Origin of the sequence: Bradyrhizobium sp. CCGE-LA001, assembly GCF_000296215.2 — a bacterium.
Taxonomy (GTDB): Bacteria; Pseudomonadota; Alphaproteobacteria; order Rhizobiales; family Xanthobacteraceae; genus Bradyrhizobium.
Map to the genome: position 1 here is coordinate 6335962 of NZ_CP013949.1, position 26784 is coordinate 6362745.

Here is a 26784-nt window from a genome sequence, read left to right on the forward strand (position 1 = left end):
GTGCGCTACGACGCTCCGGTAGCCAGGCATTGTCATGCTTTATTGAATCGTTAGGTGCGCCTATGAGCTTTCAGCTGTCCATACTGAAGATACTTGCTGGGCAACCGGGCGGCCAAGCCAGTCTTGAACTCATCAAAAAGCACCTTGCGATCTTTTACACCAGTGGGCCCGAGTGGCCGGCGCGGATGAAGCGCATCGCAAGCCGCGAGCCCAACCTCGATGTCTTTGGACAAAAGCTGATCGAGCGGCAGCAAGGATATTGGATGATCACTCCGCAGGGACGGAAGATCCTCGAGATGCTTGAGGTTCTTGACGAGTCTGAGAAGCCCCATTTGTGCGGCAAGACCAGCCCGAGGCAAGACCAACTTGCCTTGCCCGTTGCCCCGCACCCACCAAGCCCGCGGGAAGCGTCTCGGCGTAAACGATTTTGGACGCGACTTGGCGCTACCCTCGACAACTGAATGCTGCGCGATCTCTACCTCTTTCGAACGCTTTACGTCGACTAAGAGATGCTGCGGATTGTTTGTCGAAGGCGACAACCCGCAGATTGGTCGAGTTCACGAGTACTTCGCGGCCGTTCGTTCAGGTCGCCTGAGAAAAACTGATCTGCCGCAACGAAAACCCCTCCGAGGGCTGAGACTTCAGCTCTTCCTCGCGTTGGAGATCCATGGCTACGACGAGGTCAGGCTGCATTCTTGAGGGGAACGGTCGCCTTGGCTTGCTGAGCATTCGTAGTTTAGTCCAGGCAGCAAAGACACGCTCGCACCTGCTCCCATTACGAGCTCGCCGGACATGCCAGGTGAAGCGCCACCATGCTCCGGGCTATGTGCGGAAGAAAACAAACCAGACGACGGCCATTCCGACCGCAACCGCAATCAGGCTGCCGAGAGAAGCCTCGAGACGGAAGGTCCGGGCTCCGCCTGCCACGCCTCCTTAGGCGTTTCAATTACGATTCCGTGCTTCTTGGTGACCATTGTTTTATCCTCAACTGTCTAGCCAGTCCGGTGCCCCCTTCTGGCAAGTGCTAGGCTCGTGTGAGTAAACGCGTTTCCAGGACCTTGGTTGCGTTCAGCGCGGCTACCGGCCCACCGCAAAAGCAAGGAGATGCCGACGACGTCGCGGAAGACGGAGCGGTCCTTGTGCCAGCCGATCCCTGCGCCGGCCGCGTATTCCGTTACAAGGACCTGCTGCAAGCCGCCTTGCGCAGTACGAGCGGAGTTCTTCGCGCGCGCGAAGGCCTGCTAGTAGCTTTGGCATGTCGTCTGCTTTGCTGAGCCCTCGGCTATTGAAGTTGTATCGCCAGCCGAACGAGACGGTTTTTCGCTTGCCGGCGAAGCCGAAACTTGACTCCTGAAGGGAAGGCTGGCGATGTCTTTAAGCAAGGCCTGCTCCTTCGGAGCGCTAAGAAACTTTTTTTCATGCTTCATGTGTTGAGGAAGGCGACTTCAAAGAGGTCAAGGACGACGTTTTTCTGCAGGCACTCGTGTTTTCCGCATCGAAGCTTACGCAAGGCAGAGCCTAATCGGATAGTCCGTCGCGCTTCAGGAATGCTTTGTTAATAGCGAGGGCCGCCCTGGCGCCTTCGCAGATTGCGACCGCGACAAGCAGGACATCCCGCGACACGTCCCCCGTAACATAGACACCGGCGACACTCGGATTGGGCGTTCGTTGAGGGCGTGGATTGCGGGGCCGCTGGGCTGAGCGTCAGCTTTTGTTCGGTGCGGTAGGCTGGACACCGGATTTTGACCTCAATCAAGCAGGCTGGAAAGCCGGTGGCGCGCCAGCGTGAACCGGCAAAGACCCCGTCGGGGTCGCCCAAACTCACGACCGGGCAGTAGCTCGCTCGCTTTCGGGGCGGCTAGGTATAGCCAGGTACTTACGATGCCTCTTTGATGGCGACATGCCTCGTTCAGGTCGACGCCAACGCCCGCGGACCTAACGTCACGCTCAAGATCCGTTCGGCAAGCTGCGCGAGATGGACTGCGCGGCATCCTGGTCGATTGCCACTGCGGCCATTACGTCGGTCGAAAGCGCACCGCCGGGCCGAGGATGTATGGCTCTCGGATATCGGTGCCCGGTTCGTCTGCCAAGGCTGCGGTGCTCGCGGCGCTGACCTTCGCGCCGGCTTCGACCGTGATGATGGACGACTCGTTTTCGGGCAAGGACGAGCGATCAATTCAGATCGATATCAGAGGTGCAAACCGATGATAAACCGAATAGCGAAGAACGAGCCAGCGACGACAATGACCGTCGCACTAATCGCGAAAACGACTCTCCAAGTCTCGTCCAAACGCGCCTCGTACAGAAACGACCTCCCGGGCCGGCCCCAGCATCGGCCGGCGGGCATGATGATGCTGGGGCTTCCGGACCGGCTCTTGCCTCGTGGTACTGCGGCTCTCACCGGGAACACAAGCAGATCTCCGGCCTGCTGTTTCTTTGATCGCCGATTATTCCCGGATGTGTGTCCAAATGCACACAGGTCTGCTGACAAAGCGAAAGGCCGCAAGCGCCGCTCTGGTACGACCCCTGCGGCCGGCGCCGCGACGTTCCGCACGATCGGCGCGGCACGCCATTCAGGTAGCAAGGGGCCCCGCCAGTGTGAACTGGCGGGCAGACGATTTCCGAAGTTATCCGAGACCCGCCGGTGACGATGCTTGGTAAATGTATAGCGTGCATTTTCGAAACAGGTGGTTGCTCTGTTAGGAAATGCAGCTCAGTGTTGCTCCAGCACAACTCCGTAAGGGCCGGTGCTTGTGGTAGAGGGCCCGCCAGCTCAGCCAGCCCGGCGGTGCCTTCCCGCACTCGTTAACTTTCGATTCACATTTGTAGGTGCCGCAACCGTCAGCCCTGCTGTAGGGTGGGCGGGCCGGGGCTGGCTGCATATTTTACTTAGATCTTTTCACCCGGTTTTTTTTGACCTTGCGCGGGCCGCAGCGATCTTTCGCTGCGGCCTTCCTGCTGACGCGGCTAATCAGGAAGGGGCTTTGTTGCGCCCCAAGTTGTCCGTTTTCGCATCGATAATTTTGGCGCGTCCCATTGCAATTGGAGCACGTTTCATGCCGAAGGAGAATTGCCTGGTTGTTCGTGCTGCGGGGAAACAACTTGACCTGTTACGGGGCGAAGCTTCCCGTATCGTGCAAGCAGCCAACGTCGGCTGGTGCACCGACCGCGCGGAAATCGGCACCAGATTCTGCTTTGAAGATTCCAAATCAGAAGAAAGACTCGCACTCACCTGCGGTCGCCTCGGCATTACCTCCCAGGCGGCTAGCCATTCAAAAACCCGCCGGCCTGGAAGCCGACGGGTTCTCAATGACCATTGCGTACCGCGGTACTCTTGACCAATCCGCGATAGAGCAACGCTACCGACAAGTGGTTGACGGTGGGTTACGAGCTCTAAAGCAGCACTCAGCGCGCCATCTGGCAAATTTGAGCCTCTGCAAGAGCCCATAGGGCTCGGATAAGACGCATTCACTCAACAACGGCTCGTCGTTCTCGCGGCCGCAGTCGTCCTGCTCAAGTCCATAAGGTAATCGCCCGCCGAAGAATGCTTTTGGTTAGTCAGGCGATCGAAGGAGCTAGCACACGGCTCGGCATCCTCTCCACGGTTCGGCATCGTCGTGCTCGTCCTCGGGTCTTTGGTGCCGTGGTCGCGGTCTGATCGCCGGTCCAATTTCGGCAGTCCACCACGCCATAGCAACTCGGGTGCCGCTCAATGCCGCCGAGCGACGGATCGCTATCGCCATCCTCATCTTCCCCCTCCCTCACCTCAAGTTCGTCGGTGTCGCGGGGCACCTCATCGATCACCTTTTCGCATTCGGTCATAACGTGGGGATCTGAGGCGTCCAGGAAGTCAATCAGCCGGTCGATCTCGGCGGACGCCTCTTTCCTGATCCTTTCAGCTTGCCGGGCGGTTGATCCGCAACAATGACGGGGTCTACGAAGTGATCGGCGTCTATCAGAGTGACCCGGACATGCTCGCCCGCGGCACGCAGACCGAAATCCACTATGGCGCATTTCGCTACCGCGTTATCGGCACGCCGCCCAAGAGGATGAATGGTCACTACTGGACCGATCGAAATACCCAGGGATCAGCTCAAGAAGCGCCTGTGAACGCCCGCTGAAAGGCGAGCGGCTACTTTGGGTCGCTCGCCACTAATATCTGCCGACATGTCGGCTGCAACCATTGCTCCGGACTCAAACTTCAATCGGTGTTTTCACGTCTCATGAGCTGACAGCGATCCCTCTTGAAATTGCAGCGTCTGCACTACTCCGAGCTGCGGTGCGAGGCCTGCCAGCGCGCCGCGACAGCTCAGGACCGCGAAAAATCGGGCTTGGGCGCCATCGAGTGCGAGGCGGCCATCCGGCTGCGTGCGGATCGTCTTGGCGTCGACGCTCTGGCTGACGTTGCCACCGATAACTCTGAGCGAACCTGCACGAACTTCAGCGACGATGTCGCAATGGGTCGGCCGATTCTGTGGATCGGCAATGTTGTCGTAGGTGGCGCCGCTGTTGGAGCGCGAGGCGCAGACGAGGTCTCCGACCTGCGGCACGACCTCGGTCGCGCGATAAGCCCAGAACGAGCTGCTCGTCACGCGGTTCAGCCGGTTGCGCCGCGCCGTGCGGATGTAGTTCTGGTGCGCGGCCGAGTAGGCAAAGCCGGTGCCGGCGCCGGCCGTGCGCATCACCCAGGAGATGAACACGGCGCTCCACGGATGCGCCTGCTGCCACGTGGCATTCTGGAGGTCGGCGGCGCTGACGTTCCTGTTTAGCCCTTCGCGATAATATCGCTGCAGGATCGGCACCGCGGCACTATCGGTCTCGCGCAAAATGCCGCTCGCCGGGTGCCAGCGTCGATATTCCTGCTCGGCGATCCGCACAATCGCGCTGCACAGCGCCGTGGTCGACGGCGAAGGTGACGGCCGAGCGCTCAGCACAGGCACTGAGGACACCCCCGCAGGCTGCCGTGGCGCGGAGGGCGCGGACACCGCATAGACAACGTCAGGACGTGGCCTTAGATCCGCAAGTTCGCGCGCACGCGGGTGTTCGCCTGTCACGAACCAGCGCTTGCGTGTCCGGACCTTTTGCGCCCAACGCTGGGCAGACGTCGCGCCCAGCACGTCGGCCATTGCGAGCAGGGTCTCGCGTTCTGGGATTTTGCCTTCGCCGTACCGAGCGGCGAGTGCTTTCAGGCGCTGTTCTACGAGCTTGTCTCGGTTCTTCTTGTTTGGCCACCACTGGCCGTGGCTTGATACCGTATCGAACAGGAAGGTGAATGCCTGTTCGCTGCGGAGCTTGTACTCTCGGCAAAAGTGGTCGGCCCGCGACAGGAGCTTGCGGACGTAGCGCAGCTGAATTTTTTGAAAAGTTGGATCCTCGGAAAGTTTCTTGAAGTAGCCGAACCAAGGCTCGCGAATTGCCCAAACGGGCTTGCCCTTCCTCATCGAGCAGGAGTTCATCTCCTTGATGGCGAAGCTATGCTGCTCCTTGACGGCGGCTTTGCCCTGTCGCGCGATGAGCTGACGAAAGCGGTCGCTATCCGGCCCAAATACTGCATTCCATCGGCCTGGGTTCTCGGCGGCGAAGTCACGCAGCAGGGGTTGCAGGCTTCCAGTCCCCATCGTCCAGTTAACCAGCCCGAACGACAGGCCTTGTCCGTCGAAGTTTCCGCTCAAGCCGAAAAAGCCGCCGCGCTTTCCTGTTTCGAAAGTGCTGGTGATCTCGATGGCCTTCCGCTCGGCCGGCGTAAGGCCGCTCGCTGCCAGGCTGATTTCCCCCTCTAGATCAGTCTCGAAGGCGATCGGCTCGACCAATGCCTCGGCATAGATGTCCTCACCCTCGGACTGATCGGTTTCCCACTCAGTGTCGCGTTCGTCGCCGAATTCGCCGAACCGCTCGACCTCGCCCGCTTCCCCTTCCTCTCCTTCCTCAAGCCGTTCCGTACTGGTCGCCTGGCCGAAGCCCTCACCCTCCTCGAAGCCCTCACCCTCGTCGAACATCTCGCTCTCGTCGAACGAGTCCAGCTCCTCGCCGTCAGGCCCCTCGCCCGTCTCCGACTCGGGCTGCTCCGTTTCCAGGGCTTCCGGCCTCAAACCTGCCGCCTCGGTCATCGACGGTTCGAATTCTTCCTCCTCCATATACGGCGCCTCGACATCGAGCCAGGCGAGCGCCTCGTCTGCCTCGTTGACCTGGGACTGGTTGATGTCAATCGCCTCTTCGGCGGCGCTCTCCCAGAAGGCGGATGCCTCCTGCTCTTCGCCAGCTTCGCCCGAAGCACCACCCGCACAGGCGTAGGTCGTGACGCCAGGAAGGTCGGCCGCCGGATTCGCGAGCAGGAGCCAGCCGAACCGGCGGGGGATCGAGTTGTGGTCCACCAGCGTGCGATCGGCCCGGAAGAACGGGCGCAGCCGCAGCGCGGCTGCCGCTCCGAGCGGGCGGCACAGGCTGCGCGCTATGTCCTCCGCGTGCGGCTGCGTACCCGGATGCTTCTTCGTGCCGGGCCTGTAGAGGATGCGCATGGCCGGCGGCAAGGCACGCGGCGTGGCGAGCTCGCGGGCAATGCGCTTCTCTGCCCACCGCACGATGTTCGCTCCCGGGCTGTAGGTGCCATCGAAGATGTGGACTTCGTCAGGGTCGGTGTGAGCGAGAATTGCCGACACCGTTGCGCCGCCGCCGGAATGGCAGGTCAGGATGAGCCGTGCCTGGGCGAGCGTGTATCCGGTCTGCCGACTGAGCCGCGCCAATGAGTCCTGCACCAGCGCCTGGAGCGCCCCCGGTCCCGTCAGAGCTGGAAAGTGGTACACATCCCCACGAGTCCCGCCATGGTAGTGACCGCGCGGCAGGATGCCGAGGGTCGGCCGATCGCGGCCGGGTACACCGGGAGCTGCCGGATCTGTGAAGTTGAGGCCGCTGATGGGCTCCTTGTCGATATTGATGCGCATCGCCTCGCCTTGCCCGGCGAAGCCATGGAAGTGGACAACAACATCGACGTTGCCCGACCTCTCGATGCGATTCCAGCGCAGGATCAGGTCGGGAGCCGTGCCGCGGTGACTGCGCAGGAGCGGGTGACGCGGGACCACGAGCCGGTTGGCGGCGGCCGGGCTGGACCGCGGCGGCGCCGGTTTTGACGCCGTTGGGGCTGGCGGCCTTGCCGCCCGCACGGGTATCGGCGCGCGGCTGCGGAGCGCGCGCGTGCGATGCCCCTCGACCGCCTCCCTCGCGGCTTTGTCGGCGGGACCGCCTTTGGGAAAGTAGGTCCAGAGCACCCACGTTCCACGGACATCGACATGAATGTAGTTCGCGCCGATACCGAGAGCGAGGTCCGTGCCTGCCGCATCGATCGCGAGCTTGGCGAGTTCGGTGCCGGTCATTCCGGCGACCTTGATGTCGGCGGCCTGCCCCGAGCAGTGGCGGCTGTTCGTGGGTTTCTGCTTGCGCTTAGCGTACACTTGCTTGTTACGAGCCCATGAGCGATAGCCCGAGGTGATTTGCACCGCCTTCTCCGCCCGCTCGCGGATCGCCTCCAGCACGCTCACGAGTGCGGGCGAGATGCGAGCGACATGAGAGGCATCGCCGCCGCTGGAGACTAGCTCCTTTACCGTGAAATGCGGCGATACGAGCTTACCCTGGACCGAAGGGCCGGTCGCGAGTAGCGGCAGGCCGACATTGTTCGGATCCCAGTGCTCCTCATCGCGACCGGTCGCCCCCGACGTTGTCTGCAACACGAGACCCGAGGGGAAACTCTCGCTCTCGAAGACGACGGACTCTCCGGCCGAAGCTTCCGACCAGATACCTGAGTCTTTCAAGCCTCGCTCCGTGAACGGCGTCTCGCCGAGTTCGCTCAGCAAAGGTCCTGCGTCGAGGTCTTCTGCGGCCTCGAGGCGCGCTGCGAACGGGACCTCCAGTCCGAGTTCGTCGAGCGTGCGTCGTGAGACCTTCATCATGTCGGACATCGCACTACCTCCCGGCTCCTGTCGCAGTCGGTCATCGAGCAGTGACAAGCCGGGGTCTGCTCACTTCGATGGGCTTGCCGCGCGCCTTGAGATCCTTTCCGGTCGCAGCCGCCCACTCAGTGATAACGCGTCGGCTCTCGACTCCGACCGGCGTGGGCGGTGGCGGTGGCGCAGCCGCCGGCTCGAGATACAGAATCCAGGCCAGGTCCGGAGTGGTTACGACGCCTGACTCGATGGTGCGCAGGAAAATTGACAGTTCCGAACACATCGAGAAAAACGCCGCGGACCTGCTATGCGGAGCCAAGCCGACCCGCTCGCCGATCAGTCGCAAGCGATCGGCCGCACTTGTCGCCTGCGCGCGGAGGTCGACGACGACCGGCGTATCCGCGCTGAGTGTGAGCTCGACCCAACCGAGGACCGTCGTCGCGGCCAGCTCTTCGCGGCCCAGCATCTGTTGTTGTCGTCGGGATCGGAGCACGAACCGAAGCTCTTCAGCGATGCGGAAGATCCGGTCGTTATCAGAAGTATTGACCCCTACCCTGTTCTGCACGTTGATGATCGCCTGCCAGAGTTCGAACAGCAACTCCTCGAACAACCGGACGAAGCTGGTGTTGGCGGCGTTTGCCTTGTCGTAGGCGGCCGGCCGGTTGTCGTCGGTGCCAAATGATAAGTCGAGGCCGAAGAGCCGCCAGTAAGCATTGCGGCGGACGCCTTCCGCGTCCTGCCGGACCGCACTCGTGGAAAGCCATGCCGAAATCGGATTCGCCGCACCGAAAAGCAGCGTCTCTGTTGCATCGAGCCATCGCTGAGTGGCGACGGAAGGAATCCCGAGACCCTCACCTGAGCGGAATTCACGGATGACGCGACGCAGGATTTGAACCGCTCTGGTCTGCTCGAGCGCCCAGCTGTAGCCGAGGTGATCAAACGCGGGGATACCCGCGGGCGGAGCGAACAAGCCAAAGGCGCCGAGCCCCCACAGTAATCTGCGAGCGGGCCCGGCCGGTAGCCCGTTTGGCGCCCATGGGTCGAAGGCATCCCAGACCTGCTCCATATGGAGCACCAGATCAAGTGGGTCCGAACCGAGGACAATCGCTGCAGCGGTCTGTTGGTTGAGCGCTGGATTGGCAAGCAAGATCCGTTGGACGAGTTGCTGAATCATGGTGCGTCGCTCCCCGATCGAGTGGAGCCAAGGTCCATTGTCGACCCAAAAATAGGCGCAGCCATGTACCCAGGCCCTTGAATAGCCGGTTGGGGCGAAGGAACGTAATTTCCCCCGATGAATCGAACCGGGTCTTCCCTCACCGTCAATGAACCCGCATCCGTCCAGTTGGGACGCTCCAGTGCCTCTCTAAGGTTCTCCAGTCGAGCTGCGAGCTCAGGTTCCACGCGCCTTCGCTGCGTGGTCAAATCGCGCAAACCCTCGAGCTCCCGCAGCGGCCGAAGTTGATCGGAAATCGAGAACAACGCGTTTGATAAAGTGTTGTCGATGTTGCTCAGAAGAGCGAGTTGACCGACACTCTTTGTGAGCTTGTCTACCCGGTCCTGAAGCTCCTGGACCGTGGTGGTGAGCTTTTCGAGCGCCTCCTGAGGCTTCTGGACAATCGTCGTGAGCCTGTCGATCTGGTCCTGAAGTTCGTCGATTTTCGTGCTCGCCATTGGCTTTCCTTTCCCTTGCGTTATGCAGCTCGTGCTTCGCTCGTCAGCCATGCACGAGCCCGGTTGATCCATACCGATGCGGTCTCGGGATGTTCGGCTTCGCGCAGACCGGCCAGCGCAACGATCCGGATGCCCTCGGTCTCTCGCCAATGCGGAGAGGTCCAGAGTGCCGCGCCCACGGTGCGTTCGAGTTCCGAGAGCGCGGCCGGGGACACGCGCGCCGGCTCGAGCACGTCAGTCATTGGGCGGCCGTTGAGAGCGGGGACTCCCGCGGAGAGACAGGCTTCAGCGATGCGCGGCATCGCGGCCATCGAACGTACGAGAAGTGGTTGCAGGGTGGTATCGGCCGCCGAAATCGGAAAGCGCGTTTCCATGGAGCGCTGAAGGGCGACCCACGGTCCTTCTTCGCTGAAACATCGCCGCGCGAAGGCACAACCGAGTGCCGTGCGCAGCCATCCGATAGGATGGGGATCGCCGATCGGCCAGTGCAGTATCGTCTCGGCATCGCCAACTACGTCATAGAGTGCGGCGACCGAGGCGTAGCCTGAGTGCAGGAATGCGTAGACATCTGCCGCGATCTCACTGGCCCAAGGCGTCCACATCGCCCGCAACTCTTCGTCGTGGCCGAGAGCTTGCGCGAGTGCGGCACCGACCGAAGGATTCCAGCCGGTCAGGTGGGCAACCTGGTGGCCCGTCTCGTGGAAAAGTGACGTCGGACGATAGAGATTATGTCTGACAATTTTGATTGCGGCACAAGGCATCACCGCACCAGGTGCCCAGAGCCGCACGCCGGCGCGAAGGATCGAAGCGCCTGTGCCCTTGTCCTGGTAGACAAGGACACGTGGCACGGGCTTGTTCGCCTTCTGCAGAACGGAGACCATGCTGGCGACCGCCAGACGATCGAGCGTCGTCAGAGCGGCGCGCAGGACCGGGCTGGTCCGTGTGTTCACGGCATCGCCAATGAAGTCGAGGGTGACATCGACTTGAAAATAGCGGCGGCGGAAGCGCTGGACCGCGGCGGCGGCCTGACTCAGTGCCGCAGCATCGTATCGCGCCGTCGCAATCAGCTTGGCCGTTGCATCGCCGAGCGCGATCAATTCCTCGACGACTGTATTCAGCTGCCGACGCAGCGGCGCGCCGACGTCGCGCTCGACCGCCCGCCAGGCTTCCAGCGAAGCGAACTCCTCGGCATCGCGGAAGGTGCGAGCAGCGGCCAGCCAATGGGCAACCTGCCGCTCGAGATCTGCCGCCACGAGTCGTTGGCCGAGGTTTGCGACCTCCGTCATTGCTGGCCCTTGCGCTTTTCCCGCCCCCGGCCCGGCGTCACGGAGATGCTGATGGAGGGCGTGCCGCGCAGCGTACTTAGCGCGCCCGCAACGCCGCCTCCTAACTGGGCTTTGATGCCCTGTCCCAGAAGGTTTAGACCCGGCACGGCTGTGAGCCGCACCCGGACGGTGACGCCAGCATCGGGATGGCCCGCGGCACGAGCGAAAGCCTCCGCGTTGGTCTTCGCCCAATTCGCGAGCGCAGGCAGCACCCAGCCGCGCAGTCGGCGGCGCAGGAACGCGAGGGAGGATGGCGGCAGCAGGCGTCCCGCCAGTTTTCCGAGGGGCAGCACGCGCGCCTCGAGGTCTTCACCGTCCTCACCCAGAATCCGGAAGTGCCCGTGAGGACTCGTAGAGCTGTCCATCGCACGATAGGCCGCGATCAGCGCCTGCAGCAACGCCGCGCCGCCGGTGCCCTGCCGTATAGCAGCGGCGATTCTCTGAGCTTCGGCTTCGGAGAGGTAGAAGCCAACGGTAATCCGCGACTGCCGCCGATTGACCACCGTCCAGGTACGGCTCGGCGCCAGCCGCTGAGCGACCTCTCGCGAGGCGGCGCTGACGGGGAGCGCGAGCGCGCCGGCCGCGCCGATCGGCTCCAGCACGTAAAAGCGCTGCCCTACCGCTATGCGATGGCGCGAGCGGAGATAGCCCGGGGGCACCGCCACGCCGAGCTGCGGCTCACGCAGCAGCAATCCAGCGGCCCCGGGCGTCAAGGGATGAACATTCGAGGCCGTGACATAGCCGCGGCCGCCGCTGGCGGTGGCGCGGTCAACGCGCATCATGCGCGGCAGCGTCGTCCCTGGCGCCGCCTGGTAGATGTGCATGCGCGCCCGGATCGGAAACGTCGCGCCTGCGGCGCGCAGTGCCGCGCCAACATTCGATCCGCCAAACGTTGGAAGCGCGTCGGCGATCTGCGAGGTGACCTCGATCTCCGGGATGCGGCTGTACTTTCGATAGGTCCGCACACTGCGCGGTCGGCGGGCGATAAACGTGCCACCAAGCGAGGGCGCTTGCTGCAGCGCAGGTCGCACGAACTGCGGTGGGAAGTGGGTCGCCACCGCCTGGCTGAACGCCTCCGCGGTCGCGAGCTGCATCAGGTCCTCGTTCTCGTAGATGTAGTCCTCGTTCTCGGCGAGCCTGCGGACCGTATCCTCGACCACGCTGGCAAGGGCAACAGGGCCTGCTTCGTCGGCGCGCCCGCCACTGTCCTCCCGCAACTCGGCCTCCAGCGAGATCAGGCGCAGGCCCGTGTCGACGATCGCGTTCGAGAGTGGCTCGGAGAGTTGCGGTCCGACCCACCCGCGGATGAGTTGCCCAACATAGCGGGCCAAAAAGCCCACAACCTTCGGCCGACCCACCAGGTTGATCCCGAGCCGCAGCGCGCCGAGCAGGGCCGGGACGAACTGCTCGACGGCCGGAGCGAGATCCTCTTCGTCTTGCGCGGTGCGTAGCCGATCAATCAGTTCGCCGCGCGCCAAGGCCAGCCTCTCGAGTTCGCGGCCTTCCATGCCGTACGCACCGTCAAGCGTTTCGAAGGACTCCAGCTCGCCATCCGTCTCGCCCGCCGCCTCGCCGATTATCGTCTCAGCCAGCGCAGCATCGAACGACTCAGCCAGCGCTTCGACATCGGTGAGATTCGCAGGCGACATGGGCGTCTCGTCGAGGCTCTCCTCTTCGTCCTCGCCCACTTCCGAGGTGAAGCGCGCCGCCAGCGTTCGCGCTGCGGGCTGCAGCGCCGCTGGCAGCCGGCCGATAGCGAAGGACAGCACGCGGCGTAGGAGCGGGTTGATCAGGCCGCGGAGCTTCTGAAGGATCGGTCCGAGGGCGGCACCGGCGACTTTGCCAACCACCTTGCCCACGCCCTTGGCGGCGTTGGCCACGAACGTTACGGCGCTTTTGGCCTTACGAACCAGGCTACTGATGAACTCCTCGCCGGCCGGCGTGAGCTCGCCGATTTCGGGGTCGAAGCGATCGAGCACCTCGTTGAGCTGCTCCTCGCTCAGCGATTCGACGTCCATGCCGGCGAGCCCGCTTTGCAGGCTTTCCAGGTACTGCAGGGACTCGAAACGGACCGGCGCGAGCTGTGCGTCAGCATAGCGCTCGCGCTCCTGGGCGGACGACGGCGACTCCCCCGCGAAGCGATCCGCAACAGCCTGTTCCGTCTCTTCCGCTAGGTAAGCCAGCGCCTCGTCGAAGGTTTCGTCACGCAGCTCGGCGAAGGCCTCGGCCAGCATGCGATCCTGTTCCCGCTCGGCGGTAAGTCCGGCCGGCGCTTCCGCGAAGGGTGTCGTAGTCTCGCTCATGGCGGCGAACCCGACACTCCGCGCCGGCGCGTCCGCGGGCGCCGCCTCGGCAAATGGGCTGTACTGCTCGGACTGAACTGTCCACTCGAGTTCGCGCAAGTCCTCCATGATCGCCATGATCGGCTCCGTGGCTAGGGAACATGCCCAGTTCACCACAGAGGCCGTCCGAAGTCGTACCGGCCAGCGCCGCCACGGCGTGGCCATGATGACCGCCTCATCATTGCGCAATCGTCGCCCTGGCGTCCCGATCGCGTCCTCATTGAGGGCCGCTCCTCATCTCTCCAGTCATCCGGAGCAAAGGAGCAAAGCGAAGCACTCCGTCGCACAACGGGTGCGAGATCTTTCCTTCGCTCACGATGATAGAGGGCTAACGAACCACCAAGCGGATGCCGGCGAGGCGCTTGCTGAGAGAGGGATCTGGCGCGACGCCGAGCTCATCGTGGAGCCGGCGGGTTAACGCCCGGAAGCATTGCGCCGCCTCGTACCGGTTGCGCTGCGCCAGGTGCGCATTGATGAGCGCCTCAGCGGCGGACTCGCGCAACGGTTCCGCTGCGATGGCGGCCGCTCCCGCCTGCGTGGCAAGCGCATAACTACCGGACACCGCCATCGTCCGACAAGCTGCCTCCAGGGCTTGCACCCGGAGCAAATGGAATGCCTCTTGCGCCGGCAGGACCCACTCTTCGTGCCACCCGGGCAAGATGTCGTTCGACAGGAGCGTGATCTCGTCGAGGGTCAACGGTTCGCCGTGGAGTGCGCTCGCCGCCACGCGATGCGCGTGCACGAGATCGCTCTCCGCCTCGAGCACAAGCTCGTCCCCGACGGCGCTAACCCAGCCGCGCGGTAAATGCCACAGCGCTCGGCGGAGGTTGGCTCGCCCGACATCGTCCGGCACATCTGGCCAGAGCTCGGCTGATGCCACCCCCCGAGCTAGAGGCCGCCCTCGGAGCGCCAAGTATGCCAGTATGCGCCGTCCTGGGAGTGACAGCCGGACCATCGGGTAAACCCCCAGACGACCGACGATTGCGATTCTGCGCCTCGCATCGACCATGCCTCCACGCCTCCCCTGTCTCGATCACAGCAGAGTGGAGATCGCTCGTAGTCAGAGCAGCTAGTCCGTGGCTGCGATGTATTTCATCGCCACCTTCATTGTTGCAAACATCCTGAACTTAACCATCGCTTTGTGCAAGGCTCAAGGGTGTACGTCCAGGTTCCACTATCTTAGTTTGCGAACAATCCCGCGCTCCAGGCGCCAGCTGTTTCCGCTTCTGATCGATGCCGTGCACACGAAGGATTTTCGCATTGCTTCTGCGTCACGAAGATCGTTTCCTTTAGAGCGGCAGGCGGCAATGTCGACACCATGACTCGTAGGTCCACCATTCGCTATCAAGAGCCATAGCACCGACTAGACTTTGATCACTCAAACAAACTATGGGAGATCGGAGATATGCCACGAGGACCCGACACATACGATTCCATGACGGCCCTGTATGATGATCCGAACAACGCCGAAGGGATTACATATGGAAAAAGATGGCTACGCCACGAGTGGCGTCAAATGGTCGAAGAACAAGCCACGGACAACGCGGAAACACAAAAGTTGGTCATGGCTCTCCACGGAGGCGGCATTGAGACCGGCACAAGCGAGATAGCTCTTGCGACGGCCGGCTACCATCCAGCAACGCTGGCTACGACAGGTGACGGCTATGGATTGCATGACCTATGGCTGTTTGAAGGGTTGTTGCCATCAGGCAATGGCGATCTGCATGTCACAGCTTCTCATTACGATGAGGCAATAGCGACGAAGATCGTTGAAAACGCTCAACGTTGCATCAGCTTGCACGGCTGTACGGATGCTCAAGCGAACGGAAGAATCCAGCTTGGCGGACTGGATGAAGAGTTGCGGGATATCGTTCTGGACGAACTGGATGCTGTAGGAATTCCAGCTGAGGTTTCCACCAATCCGATGCTTGACGGTAGGCATCCGGACAACATTGCAAACAAGACAAGAATTGGTGGCTGCGCCCAGCTCGAGATGGGCACGAGCTTTCGTAGAAGCTTGTTCCAAATCAACACGCGACCACGGCGGAAAAACACAACAAACGCCCAGTTTTGGCTCTTGGTCGAGGCTTTGCGCAAGTCGATGAGGCGCGTACAGGTCGTTCCCTGAGCATCCAGAGCGAATGGTGTTCTCGAAAAGGGACGCCATCAACCGTCTCACACAGCTTTTTCCAGTTTGCCGGAGGGTTAGTCGTGCCCCTTGAGGCCGCATAGTACGTTCGACCTATTCTGACCAGAAACTTCTGGTGTCGCATCTTCCGCCAGATTTTTTACAAATTATGTGGACAAGGCTCTAATCAGGTCGGCTCTACGAAGCCTCACATCTGATTCATGCAATGGCGGTCTGACGGAAGGTAAGGGTGATCTCGCGCACCTCGCCACTCCGAAAAGGGCGAATGCGTGACTTGGCAGTGCGACGCATCGAACTGTCTATAGGTTCGGGTCTACCCTTAAGACCAGAGTCTGTGATGCGTGATTTCCAAGGCGGCGGACGCTTCAGTCCCGGCTCAGCAGACCTCAGGTTCTCGCCTTTTTGCGCGCACGGCTAACCGCTTAGACCAGACTAAACTTGTCCAAAAGCTCCCAGCCTGAGAAAATGGCCTCGCCGATTACGCCCGACCGCCCCACAGCACTCGGCCACACTACTCCCTTACGACGACCTTACGGCATTATTTTGCAAGCAAGAACTCTCCTTGCTGACGGGGGCGCCTCGGCGCGCTGGAAAGTTTGGTGCCGCGGCGCGTCCTGAAGGCATCGATCCAGTTGCCTGTGGATCGGCCGATCAACACAGTAGTTGCTTATGCGATCTCGGCCTTTATCGTCGGCTTTGGCATCGGGATCTTCATTGCCAGTCTAAACTTGGCGCGCCAGCTTTGTGGGCCTGCGCCGCCAATCCATCCCCTTCAGCGCTTCGGTGCGTCCGGGGCTGTTGACCCCACTGTGCATAATTCGAATCGCTTCCTGTGCTAAGGCGCCCCCGGCTGATCGACACCGGCAGAGAAACGGCCCCAGCAATCCTGATGGTGCTGGGGCCGCTGAAAGTGCCTGGCGGTAATGGGAAACGCCAAGGTGGTTTGAGCTCAGGAAAAACTGGCAAGCTGCTCTGTCCAATTTCGCACACACCGGGTATAGTTCCCCTTGGGACGGACCGACTGCAATGAAAGACATGCAGGCTCAGCTGGAGAAACTCCGAACGGACGCTGCCGAGTGCGCCTTGATCCGCGATCTGGCAACTGAACCCAAGAAGCGAGAATTGTTCACAAGGCTGGCCGCCCATCTGGTAGTTCTGGCTGACGAGGTTGAACGCGCAATTGCGGCCGCGGGACCTGAGGTGAAGCGGAAGGAATGACCGAGGTCCGCGGCCCCGCAAACGCGACGAAGCAGTAAGGCCGCCTCAGTGGGGCCTGATTTTGTCTCTCTTTCACTCCCACGACCCGTTTACGGCAGCCGCTATGCTGCCGGCCTTGACGCGCCGCGTCACTTGCGGCGGCCCGTCCGAGCTCATGGCTACACGGTAGGCGTCCAGAATCCTGGCGTGTAAAGAGGCGCGGGCAAAGCTATTTGCGCCCTGCCCGGTCGTCGCAGACATACGCGAGGCTTGCCGTGCCTATCGCCGTACTCGTCCGCGAGCAAGAAGATCTACCTGGGAGGCCGGAGGCGATACGGCGGCTGGTTGAGATCGGGCTGAAGGCGAGGAAGTGAATGGCCGGACTATGAGCCAGACATCGCTTGCTTAAGCGACTCGCTATCCAGACTTCTGGGCCGAAACACACCGCGAATAAGACGTTGGTTCAGTACCGCGATTTGGGTGTGTGTCCGGCTATAAAAACCAGCACCACGAAAAGCGGGTTTGCCCTCTTCAAACATTCCTCTCACGGTATCGAACCGGGCGGACGGATTTTCGGTGATGGTATCAGCAATCATGTGGTGAAGATGGGTGATCACCGCACAATCAAGAAATCTCAGCACCTTGTCGCGCTTCGGTAGGCGGCGACCATCCTTATTCACCGGAACTCTGGATTTGGCTTGGCGCTGAACACGCCGCAGATCTGAATAGGCGACGCTCAGATATTCGAGATTCTCGCGCAGGGTAAGGTCGAGGCACTCACCGAGATCAATGATTGCGCCGACGACGAAGGGGTTAGGATAGCCTCGATCTCTGGCCCATTCCCATGCTCTTACTGGGTCGCCCTCCCAGAAGTAGACACCTGGGCCGAGCCAGTCATATGCTTTTTCGCTGGGTGTGAAATCGCCGCCCCGTAGCACGCGCAGACCAACCTCTCGCTTGCATCCGTGGAAGCCTATTGTCAGCGATGTCGCCGAACGGCTCATTTACGACGCAGAGCGCGGCCCTTTCTTTTCAAAGCCACACCGCCGTATTCCTTGGTCAGTCCGCCGCGGGTGTTGTTGATACCCTCTTTAACTAAGAGACGTAGCGCAGCGTTACGGGACAGCTTTTCGCTCGCCCGTCGCTTCGCAAGCTTCTTCACGGCAGTGAGAAGTTCCATATTCATCTTGCCGAATCTCCGCTGCCAAGGTCAGCTTGCCGAACATATAAAGAACGCCATTGGTTGCCAAGTGGCAACCTCAATAAAAGCCCAACCCTCGTCGGACATCAAATCTACTGGGATCGTCTTCCTGGACGATGGTCCAGTCGCGAGCGTGGATCGGGCGTAAGGCGCCTCTCCGCCCCGATCCTCTGTGGGTTGCGAAAAGGTCGAATAACCACTGCTCGAGTCACGGCGCGGTGTTGCGTAGAATCTGTTCTACGTGTGCCCTCTAGGGCGCGGCGCGAAATGATTCGTGGCGCGAACCGCGCCCGGACCTTTTCTTGGGGAATCGGGAAACCGGGCGCCTCGCAATGGAGGACTAACCGATGTCACTTTACGGCACTTTGATCAATACCCCTTTTGCAGAAAATCGCTCTCTGCAAGATTGGCAGTGGAAGTTCGAGTTTCAGCGGTACCCGATCGATGCCAAGCCTCAGGGGCGCGACTGCGTGTATGCTTTCGTCGCGCCTTACGGCTTCGTGCACTACATCGGCCGAGCTGAGGATCTCGCCAGTCGGATCGGCTCTCATGATCGTATTGACGAAGCTAAGCGCGACGGGGCGACCGAGCTATGGGTTCACCGTACGAACGTACATAGCAAGGTGCATTTCCACGATGTGGAGCAGCGGCTGATCCGTAGCCTGTGCCCTCCGTTGAACTCGCAGCACAACTCGCTAGCAGGCCTTGGCGGCCTTCTGGGTTTGAGGGACGTACTGTCAGGTGGCAACAAGCCAGAGGCGCCCTTCGGACTGCTCAATGGTCTGAAGCTCTGAGTCTATGCAGCAATTTTGAAGTAAGTCTTCGGGCGGGCTTCGGTTTGCCGCAGCCCGCCCGAAGATCACCCCTCGTTGATCGCTAACCGCAGCAAATGAAGCGCCCGATTGATCACCTTCCCGACTCTGCGATGTCCATGGACGTGGGACCGTCCGGAGGGATCGGCGAGCGTCTTCACACCGTGAAGACTGACTCGATCTACCGGATTTTGCTAGCCGACGAAATTGATCCTGATCGCACCAATATCAATGTGCCAAACTCGCAGCAGAAGGTTCTGGATTACGGCTCAGACTCCCCGTTGGTGGCCAAAACACTGCTGACCGGCAAGCAGCTTTTTGAGAAGGGTTTCCTAGGTCCCAACTTTGAGTCTACGAAGGTAATTGAGCTAAGCTTCGACTCCCAGGCGCTCTTTGTGATTGCTTCGATGTCTACGGATGCAAGTTTAAGGATGGTTTAAAGGCCTAGCAGAAGAGGTATCGCGAAAGCACAAAGGCGACAGCCATTACATGGGCTGACGTCGGACGTGCCGAATTTCTGCAAATCAATTAGGACTACTCGCAACTGCGTCGAGCACACAGGAAGCCAAATGAGCGGGTCGAGGTCTCTGATTTTCTCTGACGGCCAGTAACGAGGTCGTTCCTCCCACGATTGCCGTGCACCATCGCAAGTTTACTCAACCAAGAATACCGATTTCCGCGTATACATCTCAGGTCACCGAGCATATCGCCGAAACGTCTGAAATCTTGGTCGCATTCATCTGTTCGAGAAATATTGACGCATCGTTGAAAATTCCTGTCCAAGTGGTTGAACTGCCGGAAAACCAACGCGGCAATAGCTTGTGCAGTTATGGGAAGGACGGAGGGCACCCGATTACCCCTCTTTCGTGACGTGGTTACACAGACTCTGAATGGAGCGGAGTCCCCCCTTAACCCGCGTCTGTCCTAGCGGGACGCAGAGAAACGTTTGGCGCAATAGCTTGGATCTCATGAATCCCCGTTCGGAAATGGCCCTGACGACGCACATGCACAAAAAAGCCGACGCCGAGCAAATGATAAGGCATCTAGCATTTGAATGGATGCGCGAAACCGACTACCGCCAAAAGCCAGATCACTATCCAAGTTTTGGTGCGTTTAAGACGTGGCTCGAAACCAAGCACTATGATCATTTTTTGAATTTTCGATCGCGTAGTGATCCCCGCTACGAGGCCGAGGGCTGGTTTGAAGCGGAAATCCGCGACTACTGGCGTAGCACGCGGTCACACGGCGTCGAGCTGTAACGCACTGCATCCCAGCGCACTGAAGCCCGCACAGGGGCCCCGGCATCGCGGCTTGCGTTTTCGTTACGGTTGCAGTTCGTTGCGGTTGAAGATTACAAGTACGGCCCTGCCTCTGGCCCCATGAGGATTGTCCACTTGACCGACTTCAGTCCCCAATTCGCCGGCAGCACTGCGTGCGTGCATTGCTCCTCCCAGGTGCCGCTAGAGTGTGAGGCTTGCCCCGAGTGCTCCAAGCCCGCACCTCCTCGTCTAAATTTCTATGACTTCTTTGCTGAGTTGGAGCGCAGAACAATCATGGACGCTCGATACGGCGGGCTTGTTTTGGGGCGCGACGGCCCTGAAGACGACATACCGCTGCTTCAACATCAAGGTGCTGGCGTCTTCGTTCTGATTGGCGCCATGCAGGGCGGCGAATATATTCTGTCTGAAGAAGCGACTAAACGTCACGAAGCATGGCTAGGCGAAATCAACGCCGAAAAAGGATCCCCGCCGAACATTTCATCTACTCCACATAGCACTGTGATTGACACGAATCTCATGCCTCCTGGCGGTGCGCTTTGGGTCGCCTACGGCGGTCAGTTCATTGTCAATCGATTTGCGACCGCAAAATATTTCCATGAGCTGGAGAGGATGAATGTAACTTCGATGGTTGAGCGGTTGCAAATGGTGGACCCGGACAGGCAAGATCAACACACCTAGAGCGTTTCACATTTTGACTGAAGCGTAACCGGCGTTGGCGAAGTAGTTGGCGCATTCGCGAGGCTGGATGTCGTGGACGAGGTGACCGATGTGGCGCCAAGTGTCCTCGATGGTGCGCTTCCGAGCTTGCCGCATCCAATGTTTGATCTTGGAGAAGGCCTGTTCGATCGGGTTGAGGTCGGGCGAGTATGGCGGCAGGTACCAGAGCCTGGCGCCAGCAGCCTGGATCATCTGCCTGACAGCTTTGGACTTGTGGCTTCCGAGATTGTCGAAAATGACGATGTCGCCTTCGCGCAGGGTTGGCAAGAGAAGGTGCTTCACATAAGCGCGGAAGCATTCGCCGTTGATCGGGCCGTCGAAGACGCAGGGTGCCGTGAGTTGGTCATGGCGGAGCGCGCCGAGGAATGTGAGGGTACGCCAGTGACCGTGTGGGGCGAAGCCGCGCAGGCGTGCCCCTTTGAGGCCCCAGCCCCGCAAAGGGGCCATGTTGGTCTTGATCCAGGTCTCATCGATGAAGACGAGCCGGCCCGGATCAAGTCCGGCCTGCCAGGATCGCCAACGCTGGCGCCTACGCGAGACGTCGGCGCGAGCCTGTTCGAGGGAGAACAGTGTTTTTTTTGAACCGCAGCCCTTCCCGGCGCAGGAACAGCCAGACCGCGTTGTGTGAGACCTTGACCCCACGGGCTGCCAGTTCCGCCTTCAGCCCATGCAGCGTCAGGATCTGCGCCGCGGCCCACAATCGGTGCCTCGCCGTGCCACCCACTGTGCCGGCTTGCTCAAGTCAATGACCATTCCTGCCAGCGTTCCGCGGGCACTTGCGAAGAATTGGGGACGATAAGCAGTGCAGCAACGCCGCCGATGACGAGAAACCCCAAACGTTAGGAGCGAACCCAGCGTGAAACTGGAGACGATCGCCTGAAGCTCTAAGTGCCCAAATGGAAGGTTGAGCGCCACGGGGAGCAGCCCCGGTGATACCCCTTGTTCAGCCCAACGGGGCCGAGGCTTTGGCCGTAGGGTAGCCGATGAACTGATGACAGGTGACTATCTTTGCTCTCGGAATGACCAATCTAGCAGTCAACCTCCCTTTGCTCCAAAGGGAATCGCGGTTGCGCCAGCGACGCGTCTGGCGACACGAACAAATGCCTCGCGCACGTCCAGAACGCCGCCGCCAGTTTTTCGACGCAAACCGCGTGCGCGTTTCTGAGCTGAGGGGGGATCGGGATGACGAGATCGACCGGTGTCGAGTTGCGGTTCTTGTGCTGGCGGAGGGCAAGCCATGGCCGGGATGGATCTGGCGCAGCTTCCGGATGACGTGCTCCGGGTCGGCGCAAATGCTGGCGCCCGAATTTCGAGACGACTGTCGGTAAAGCGCCGAGTGCGACGGCTCGCTTAGTTATTGATCTGCGAGCTGGATCGTCCGAAGGACCACTGAATCATCCTCGGTCTCAAGCGTAACGGTGTCTGTGGGTCCCACGATCCAGAATTCCCCTAACCCGCGCTCCTGCCGATTGCCGTTGATGATTGTCGTGAGCTTTCCTGCCCTCAACTCGTAGATTAGAAAGCCGCCCCTAGCTTTGAGCGGGAGCGAAGACCCTGCCCCGGCCGCCGGGGGCGGCGGCGCCGTAGTAGCGCCGGCCACCTGTGTGCCAGGGCGCAGGCTCATTTCCTGATAGTGAACGACCGGCACATCGAGACCCGCACCACCCGCTTGTGGCGCTGCAGCTGGCCGGTTCCTCCCGACGGCGCGTTGAGCGATCAGCGGGCCAGAGTAGCGGTCGCGAGCGAAAATGCCTGCCGTATTTGCAGCAGTTTGTGCCCAAACGGGCTGGTGGGACAACGAGAGTATGGCGGTGGCGATGAGGACGCGGAGTGGGACGCTGCTCATCGATGTTCTCCGGTTATCTTGCCGTTTCAAGCATGTAGAGTACGCCGGCAGTTGTCGCAACGAACACGCGGCCATCGGCCAGAACGGGTTCGGCGAAAATGCGGTCACTATTGTTACCGGGGTCAAGATCGATGTCCGCGAGGATTTGCGGACGTGGAACGAGTCTGAAACCGTTCGAGACGCAGTCCGCCTGTAAGACTTCCGGATTATCGCATATCGACGCGGCTGGTGGCCAGACCGATGGATCTGCGAGCACAACGAGGTGCCCTCGGGCAGTGCCCAAGAACACGATGCCCCGCGTGACCGTCGGCGGCCCAAGCTGGTAGGCCGTATTTTTCCTTGTGCCCGGAATGTCTGCTACCCACCGCACTGGGGCAGAAGGCGCTACGCAGACATCGAGCGCATGCAACCGGGTGAAGCCGGGCGGCACCTGCCCGGCTTCCACGGCATAGCCCCCGGTGGTCGTGATGAACGTGTCGCGCCAGGCAGCGCCCGGAATCAGATAGCGCGTATCTCCGTGGGTTCCGCTTGTAAACGGGATGCCCGTTGGAGGAAATTGCCAGCGTACCACCGGATTTCCACCCGCACCGGCACCCGCACGCGCAGCATAACTCCAGCCATCCTTCTGGGTCGAAGCAACTGTCGCCCCGCAACGTGCGTCCAGCAGCGTAGGACCTGACGCCCAATCGGGATCATCATCCATGTTGAATGGCACCGGCTTGAGCTTCCAGTCGAGCGCGCCAGTTGCGGCATTCAGTCTTAGCAGGCTCAACGAATGATCGACACTTGGCTGCGGTTGGCTTCCGCCATTCCAGAGCCGCGCATTACCGGTGGTCGCGTAGATTGCATTGCCCAACAGCCCCCCCGCCAGTGAGGACCAGATTCCGCCGCCGCGGGTGTTCGTGGCCTTGAAATTGAAGGAAGCAACGATATTGCCTGAATTGACGTCGACCGACGCGACACGCCCGTTTTGGATCGGGCTGTCTGCATGGTTTGCGATCCCCACATACACACGATTTCCGATTACGAGCGGCGAGGAGTAACCGATATTCTCGTGCAGTTCCCGCCCGTCGCCTGGTGTGAGCCCATTGAGAGCCGCGATCTCTGGAGACTTCCAGATCTCCGCACCGCTCGCGGGATCGAGAGCAAAAAGCCGGCCGCTGCCTAAACCGCGTCCGACAGATTGATCCGGCGCTCCGAAAATCACTGCATCTCGTTCCCTGACCGTGCCGATTGATGCGCTCGCCGCGAGTCCTTCGGAAGAAGGGTTATGTGCGGAGACTGTCTCATATTGCGAGCGCAGCGCAGGATCGCCGGCCTTTGGATATTGCCAGAGCAGATTGCCGCTTGCCGCATCGATAGCGTAGAGCCTCCCATTTGCGTTTCCGATGTAAACACGCCCTTGGTGGACGATGGCGGATGCGCGGAAACCGCGTGGATCATCCGGCGGCCGGAACGTCCACTTTACCTTGAGCGACTTGACTTGTTGCGGATCTGCCAGTGGAGAGTCAAACGGTTGCTGCGCGTCGCGCAGTCCACTGTGCCGAAAAGCTGGCCACTCCCGGGAACAGACTTTCGGATCACGGTCTCCACAGCCTGCGTTGGCAACGTAGACGAGATCCGCCACACAACGTCCCATCGACTGCACCACGGAGATCTTCTCGCCTTCCTTTATCGCGCGCGTCAGAGCGACCTGAGCACCACCTCCATCACCGATTTCTTCCGCCTCTGCGTAAATGCTAATCCTTGATCCCGGGACGAACTCCACTACCTCGATGGTCGTGTCACCCGGTAGCGGCTGACGAATCCTTGCGGCCGGCAACTGGCTGCAGGGCTTCGCCGGCGTCTTCGGTCCCGGTGCACTGGCACTACACAGTGCCTGGGTCGCCCAATAGTTGCCCGTCCCCTTCCCGCGAGGGTTCAGTCCAACCTGCTGCGCACCGCCAGGCGTGGGTTGTCCCCCGACCTGGTTGGGATTGGGTATCATGTTGTCAGCGAACACCTTGATATCGGCGCCATTGAGCAGCGGACTCGATGCCGGCCCGCGCACCACAGCAACGGGGGCACCTTCATACACGGTGTCAACGACCGGCCCGGGTATTGAGGACGGCTGCGACTGCACAATCTCGGCGCGCGAGACCGCACTGACATCGCGGCAAATTCCGGATTGGGCAGTGATGCGTTGCCCCTTCCGAAACGCAGGGGTCACAAAGGTGTAGGAAAAATCCGCGTTGCCACCTATTTCTATTTTCGAACCGAAGCCACCACCCGCCAGCGGGTCCTCAGCAAATACTTTCCACCATGCCCCAGGAATTACGTCGGCAATGCCGACAGCCCGTCCGCAGTCGTAACAAGGCGCTGGATTCAACCGCGGCTGCGGCAGGCCTGCCGGATAGTCATCCTTATAGGAAGTGACCGTCACCGCATTCGAAGGCTTGCTCTTCACTCCACCCACAATTTGGACAGCGGTGATGACTTGCCCGATTTCAAATGGCATTGCGACGCTGATAGGCTGATTGGCGATCTCGGACGCAATGCCCGAACCAACGGGATTTGGTTGGCCAGCAAGGTAGATCTCGATCTGCGCATCTGGAACATAACCGTTCACGACTACTGTCTGCGCGCATTCGTAGATCGGTCTTGTGAGCAGGATTGGCGAGAGCACCTCCGGATTGTTTTGAAATCTTCCGCCACCCGGTTGCAAATGCGGATCTCGCTCGGGCGCTGGCTGTGCGCTCACGACAGCGCACCCAACCATCATAGCGCTGACTATGGTGGAAATGGCCAAACGAACCAGCATGCGCCCCTCCCTTTTCCAAAAACCGCGCCTCAGCGCTGCGCTGACGAAACCACGATCAATCGCGCGACAAAGGGGCGTTCCCCGCCAGTATTGTCGATTGTAATCCGCTGGTCGCGATCGAGCGGAATAACGGTGCCGGGACGCACCTGCTGGGACTTGCCGTCGACAATCAGAGTCGCGTCACCGGCCTGCACGTCAAGCATTGCACGACCGGGCGCGGTGAGTTCTTCGGAGGCTTTACGTGGGCCCACCAAAAGATCGATCACCTCGACGGTGCGGCTTCCCGCCTCGCCTTTAAAAATTGATCGGCTGAGCAGCCCGGGAACGAGTTGTCGATACTCCCCGGGCATGTCGACCTGAGCAAAGGCGTTTTTGACTGGCACAGCTATCGAGATGGATATGAGGACTGCGCCGCAACAACGGGAAGGGATCGCCAGAAGCATATCATCCACCCAAATAAGAACAGCAAAATCTAGATCGCCAAGCGTAGGCCAAACCTTCAGACCTGTCGTATTCAGAACACGCCTATGAATGTTGGCTTTGAGTCAGAGCTCCACACTTCTCAAGATGAAGCGCTTCTGGAAAATGGCTGGCCACGTCCACCGGCACCATTTGGAAAAATTCTTTCCGGACCAATCGGTTCGCGACTATCTCGGAATCCTTCTGTTAGCCCGCATTTGCTGAAGCTTTGAACTTGTAAAGGTGCCCTGGCCCGCGTCCAGTTTCCTCCCCGAGCGGCAACGATCCCCGGCCACGCAATCTATAGTTGGTGACCGTTTGTTGCACCTGCTGGTCGGTGCATAAAGCTTAAAGTAGCATCATTATTGGCTCACGCCTGCACAGATTTCAACCGAAAAGAGCGACAGCGCTGCTTACGATTTTTGCGGGTTTGGACCTGCAGAACGCTAGCAGCCGCCGTGCCGGCCACACTTGTGCCTCCCTGGGCACGCTCGCGGCATGAGACAACCAAGGCCATAGCAGGGCGAATCTCGTTTGATTTCAACAACCGCTGGAGCCCCGCTGTGCATCGAACCGCTAAGTAACCTGATGGCCCTTGTCTATACAGATTACCTGGCGCACATCGGCCAGAGCCCGGCGAATTGGGCCGTTAGCCGGCAGAAGCTTCGGTGAGGCCTTTCCGTTCTGCGGCGTCTCCATTTGCGAGGTTCGGCGTGCGAGGCTTTCGCAGAATGAAGAAAGGATTTGCCGAACGGCCGATGAGACACTCGCGCGTGAGAATGGCTCCAGGGCATATTAGATCGCGCCAATGGTCAAAGCGTTCTGCCTCATCACGAACTCCGACGCCACGGCGCAGGCGTTTTGGTTGAGATGAACATCATGAGCGCCCCGTCCTTCAGGCTGCGCAAATAGCCGTGACCTTGCTTGCTGATGCTACCCAGCCTGTCCTTGCGCCCGCTCGGGCTCTGCTTTGTCAAAGTTCTAACTCATGCCCGGAAGTCTCGTCCTGATCGGAAAGCCTTGGGACCGGCAATGCTGGCGACCAGAGCTG

Annotated in this window: 18 protein-coding genes and 1 pseudogene; 8 read left to right on the forward strand and 11 right to left on the reverse strand. The window is 60.5% G+C overall.

What is annotated here, in order from left to right; genetic code table 11:
• Positions 1 to 62: 62 nt before the first annotated feature.
• Together BCCGELA001_RS29315 and BCCGELA001_RS29320 are read left to right on the forward strand one after the other, a co-directional pair.
• Positions 63 to 461, forward strand: a complete 399-nt coding sequence (locus BCCGELA001_RS29315; RefSeq protein WP_008558315.1) for a hypothetical protein — start codon at positions 63 to 65, stop codon at positions 459 to 461.
• Between the two features lie 3450 nt (positions 462 to 3911).
• On the forward strand, positions 3912 to 4121 hold the full coding sequence (locus BCCGELA001_RS29320; protein ID WP_008558325.1) for a hypothetical protein: 210 nt from the start codon (positions 3912 to 3914) through the stop codon (positions 4119 to 4121).
• A 93-nt stretch (positions 4122 to 4214) separates the two neighbouring features.
• Here the strand turns inward: BCCGELA001_RS29320 and BCCGELA001_RS29325 are convergent, their stop codons facing one another.
• The 6 genes from BCCGELA001_RS29325 to BCCGELA001_RS38995 form a co-directional block, all read right to left on the reverse strand.
• Positions 4215 to 7949 (reverse strand): DUF2272 domain-containing protein, encoded by a 3735-nt coding sequence (locus tag BCCGELA001_RS29325; RefSeq protein WP_008558327.1) that lies wholly within the window; start codon positions 7947 to 7949, stop codon positions 4215 to 4217.
• 31 nt (positions 7950 to 7980) lie between these two features.
• Complete coding sequence (locus BCCGELA001_RS29330; RefSeq protein ID WP_008558330.1) at positions 7981 to 9108, reverse strand: hypothetical protein; 1128 nt, start codon at positions 9106 to 9108, stop codon at positions 7981 to 7983.
• Positions 9105 to 9605 carry a hypothetical protein gene (locus tag BCCGELA001_RS29335; RefSeq protein WP_008558332.1) on the reverse strand — a complete coding sequence of 167 codons (501 nt, stop codon included), beginning with the start codon at positions 9603 to 9605 and terminating at the stop codon, positions 9105 to 9107. Before BCCGELA001_RS29335 ends, BCCGELA001_RS29330 begins: the two co-directional genes overlap by 4 nt.
• 20 nt (positions 9606 to 9625) lie before the next feature.
• Entirely contained in the window at positions 9626 to 10858 is a 1233-nt protein-coding gene (locus tag BCCGELA001_RS29340) for a hypothetical protein (protein WP_236840769.1), read from the reverse strand.
• A gap of 29 nt (positions 10859 to 10887) precedes the next feature.
• On the reverse strand, positions 10888 to 13350 hold the full coding sequence (locus BCCGELA001_RS29345; protein ID WP_060736907.1) for a hypothetical protein: 2463 nt from the start codon (positions 13348 to 13350) through the stop codon (positions 10888 to 10890).
• 250 nt (positions 13351 to 13600) lie between these two features.
• Positions 13601 to 14038 carry an AfsR/SARP family transcriptional regulator gene (locus tag BCCGELA001_RS38995; RefSeq protein ID WP_236840770.1) on the reverse strand — a complete coding sequence of 146 codons (438 nt, stop codon included), beginning with the start codon at positions 14036 to 14038 and terminating at the stop codon, positions 13601 to 13603.
• A 669-nt stretch (positions 14039 to 14707) separates the two neighbouring features.
• On the opposite strand from BCCGELA001_RS38995, the gene BCCGELA001_RS29355 reads away from it, so the two are divergent.
• Positions 14708 to 15400, forward strand: a complete 693-nt coding sequence (locus BCCGELA001_RS29355; RefSeq protein ID WP_158511648.1) for a poly-gamma-glutamate hydrolase family protein — start codon at positions 14708 to 14710, stop codon at positions 15398 to 15400.
• Positions 15401 to 16447: 1047 nt separating this feature from the next.
• Positions 16448 to 16639 carry a hypothetical protein gene (locus BCCGELA001_RS29360; protein ID WP_008558358.1) on the forward strand — a complete coding sequence of 64 codons (192 nt, stop codon included), beginning with the start codon at positions 16448 to 16450 and terminating at the stop codon, positions 16637 to 16639.
• A gap of 362 nt (positions 16640 to 17001) precedes the next feature.
• On the opposite strand, the gene BCCGELA001_RS36355 is transcribed toward BCCGELA001_RS29360, so the two are convergent.
• Together BCCGELA001_RS36355 and BCCGELA001_RS37495 are read right to left on the reverse strand one after the other, a co-directional pair.
• Positions 17002 to 17622: a hypothetical protein gene (locus BCCGELA001_RS36355; protein ID WP_083543435.1), complete on the reverse strand. Its 621-nt coding sequence runs from the start codon at positions 17620 to 17622 to the stop codon at positions 17002 to 17004.
• Positions 17619 to 17804 carry a hypothetical protein gene (locus BCCGELA001_RS37495; RefSeq protein WP_144441537.1) on the reverse strand — a complete coding sequence of 62 codons (186 nt, stop codon included), beginning with the start codon at positions 17802 to 17804 and terminating at the stop codon, positions 17619 to 17621. The genes BCCGELA001_RS36355 and BCCGELA001_RS37495 overlap by 4 nt, the downstream gene beginning before the upstream one ends.
• A 362-nt stretch (positions 17805 to 18166) precedes the next feature.
• On the opposite strand from BCCGELA001_RS37495, the gene BCCGELA001_RS29365 reads away from it, so the two are divergent.
• From BCCGELA001_RS29365 to BCCGELA001_RS37500, 4 genes are all read left to right on the forward strand, one after another.
• The gene (locus tag BCCGELA001_RS29365) at positions 18167 to 18613 is read left to right on the forward strand and encodes a hypothetical protein (protein WP_008558359.1); all 447 of its coding nucleotides are present in this window, start codon (positions 18167 to 18169) and stop codon (positions 18611 to 18613) included.
• A gap of 131 nt (positions 18614 to 18744) precedes the next feature.
• Positions 18745 to 19071, forward strand: a complete 327-nt coding sequence (locus tag BCCGELA001_RS29370; RefSeq protein WP_144441538.1) for a hypothetical protein — start codon at positions 18745 to 18747, stop codon at positions 19069 to 19071.
• A gap of 528 nt (positions 19072 to 19599) precedes the next feature.
• The gene (locus tag BCCGELA001_RS29375; protein WP_144441539.1) at positions 19600 to 19890 is read left to right on the forward strand and encodes a hypothetical protein; all 291 of its coding nucleotides are present in this window, start codon (positions 19600 to 19602) and stop codon (positions 19888 to 19890) included.
• Positions 19891 to 20184: 294 nt separating this feature from the next.
• Positions 20185 to 20589 (forward strand): hypothetical protein, encoded by a 405-nt coding sequence (locus tag BCCGELA001_RS37500; protein ID WP_144441540.1) that lies wholly within the window; start codon positions 20185 to 20187, stop codon positions 20587 to 20589.
• A gap of 6 nt (positions 20590 to 20595) precedes the next feature.
• Here the strand turns inward: BCCGELA001_RS37500 and BCCGELA001_RS29385 are convergent.
• The 3 genes and pseudogenes from BCCGELA001_RS29385 to BCCGELA001_RS29400 all read right to left on the reverse strand — a co-directional run.
• Positions 20596 to 21358: pseudogene (locus BCCGELA001_RS29385) on the reverse strand (IS630 family transposase); the annotation flags it as partial.
• 1129 nt (positions 21359 to 22487) lie between these two features.
• The gene (locus BCCGELA001_RS29395; protein ID WP_083543436.1) at positions 22488 to 25274 is read right to left on the reverse strand and encodes an outer membrane protein assembly factor BamB family protein; all 2787 of its coding nucleotides are present in this window, start codon (positions 25272 to 25274) and stop codon (positions 22488 to 22490) included.
• A gap of 29 nt (positions 25275 to 25303) precedes the next feature.
• Positions 25304 to 25717 (reverse strand): hypothetical protein, encoded by a 414-nt coding sequence (locus tag BCCGELA001_RS29400; protein ID WP_060736911.1) that lies wholly within the window; start codon positions 25715 to 25717, stop codon positions 25304 to 25306.
• Positions 25718 to 26784: the final 1067 nt, after the last annotated feature.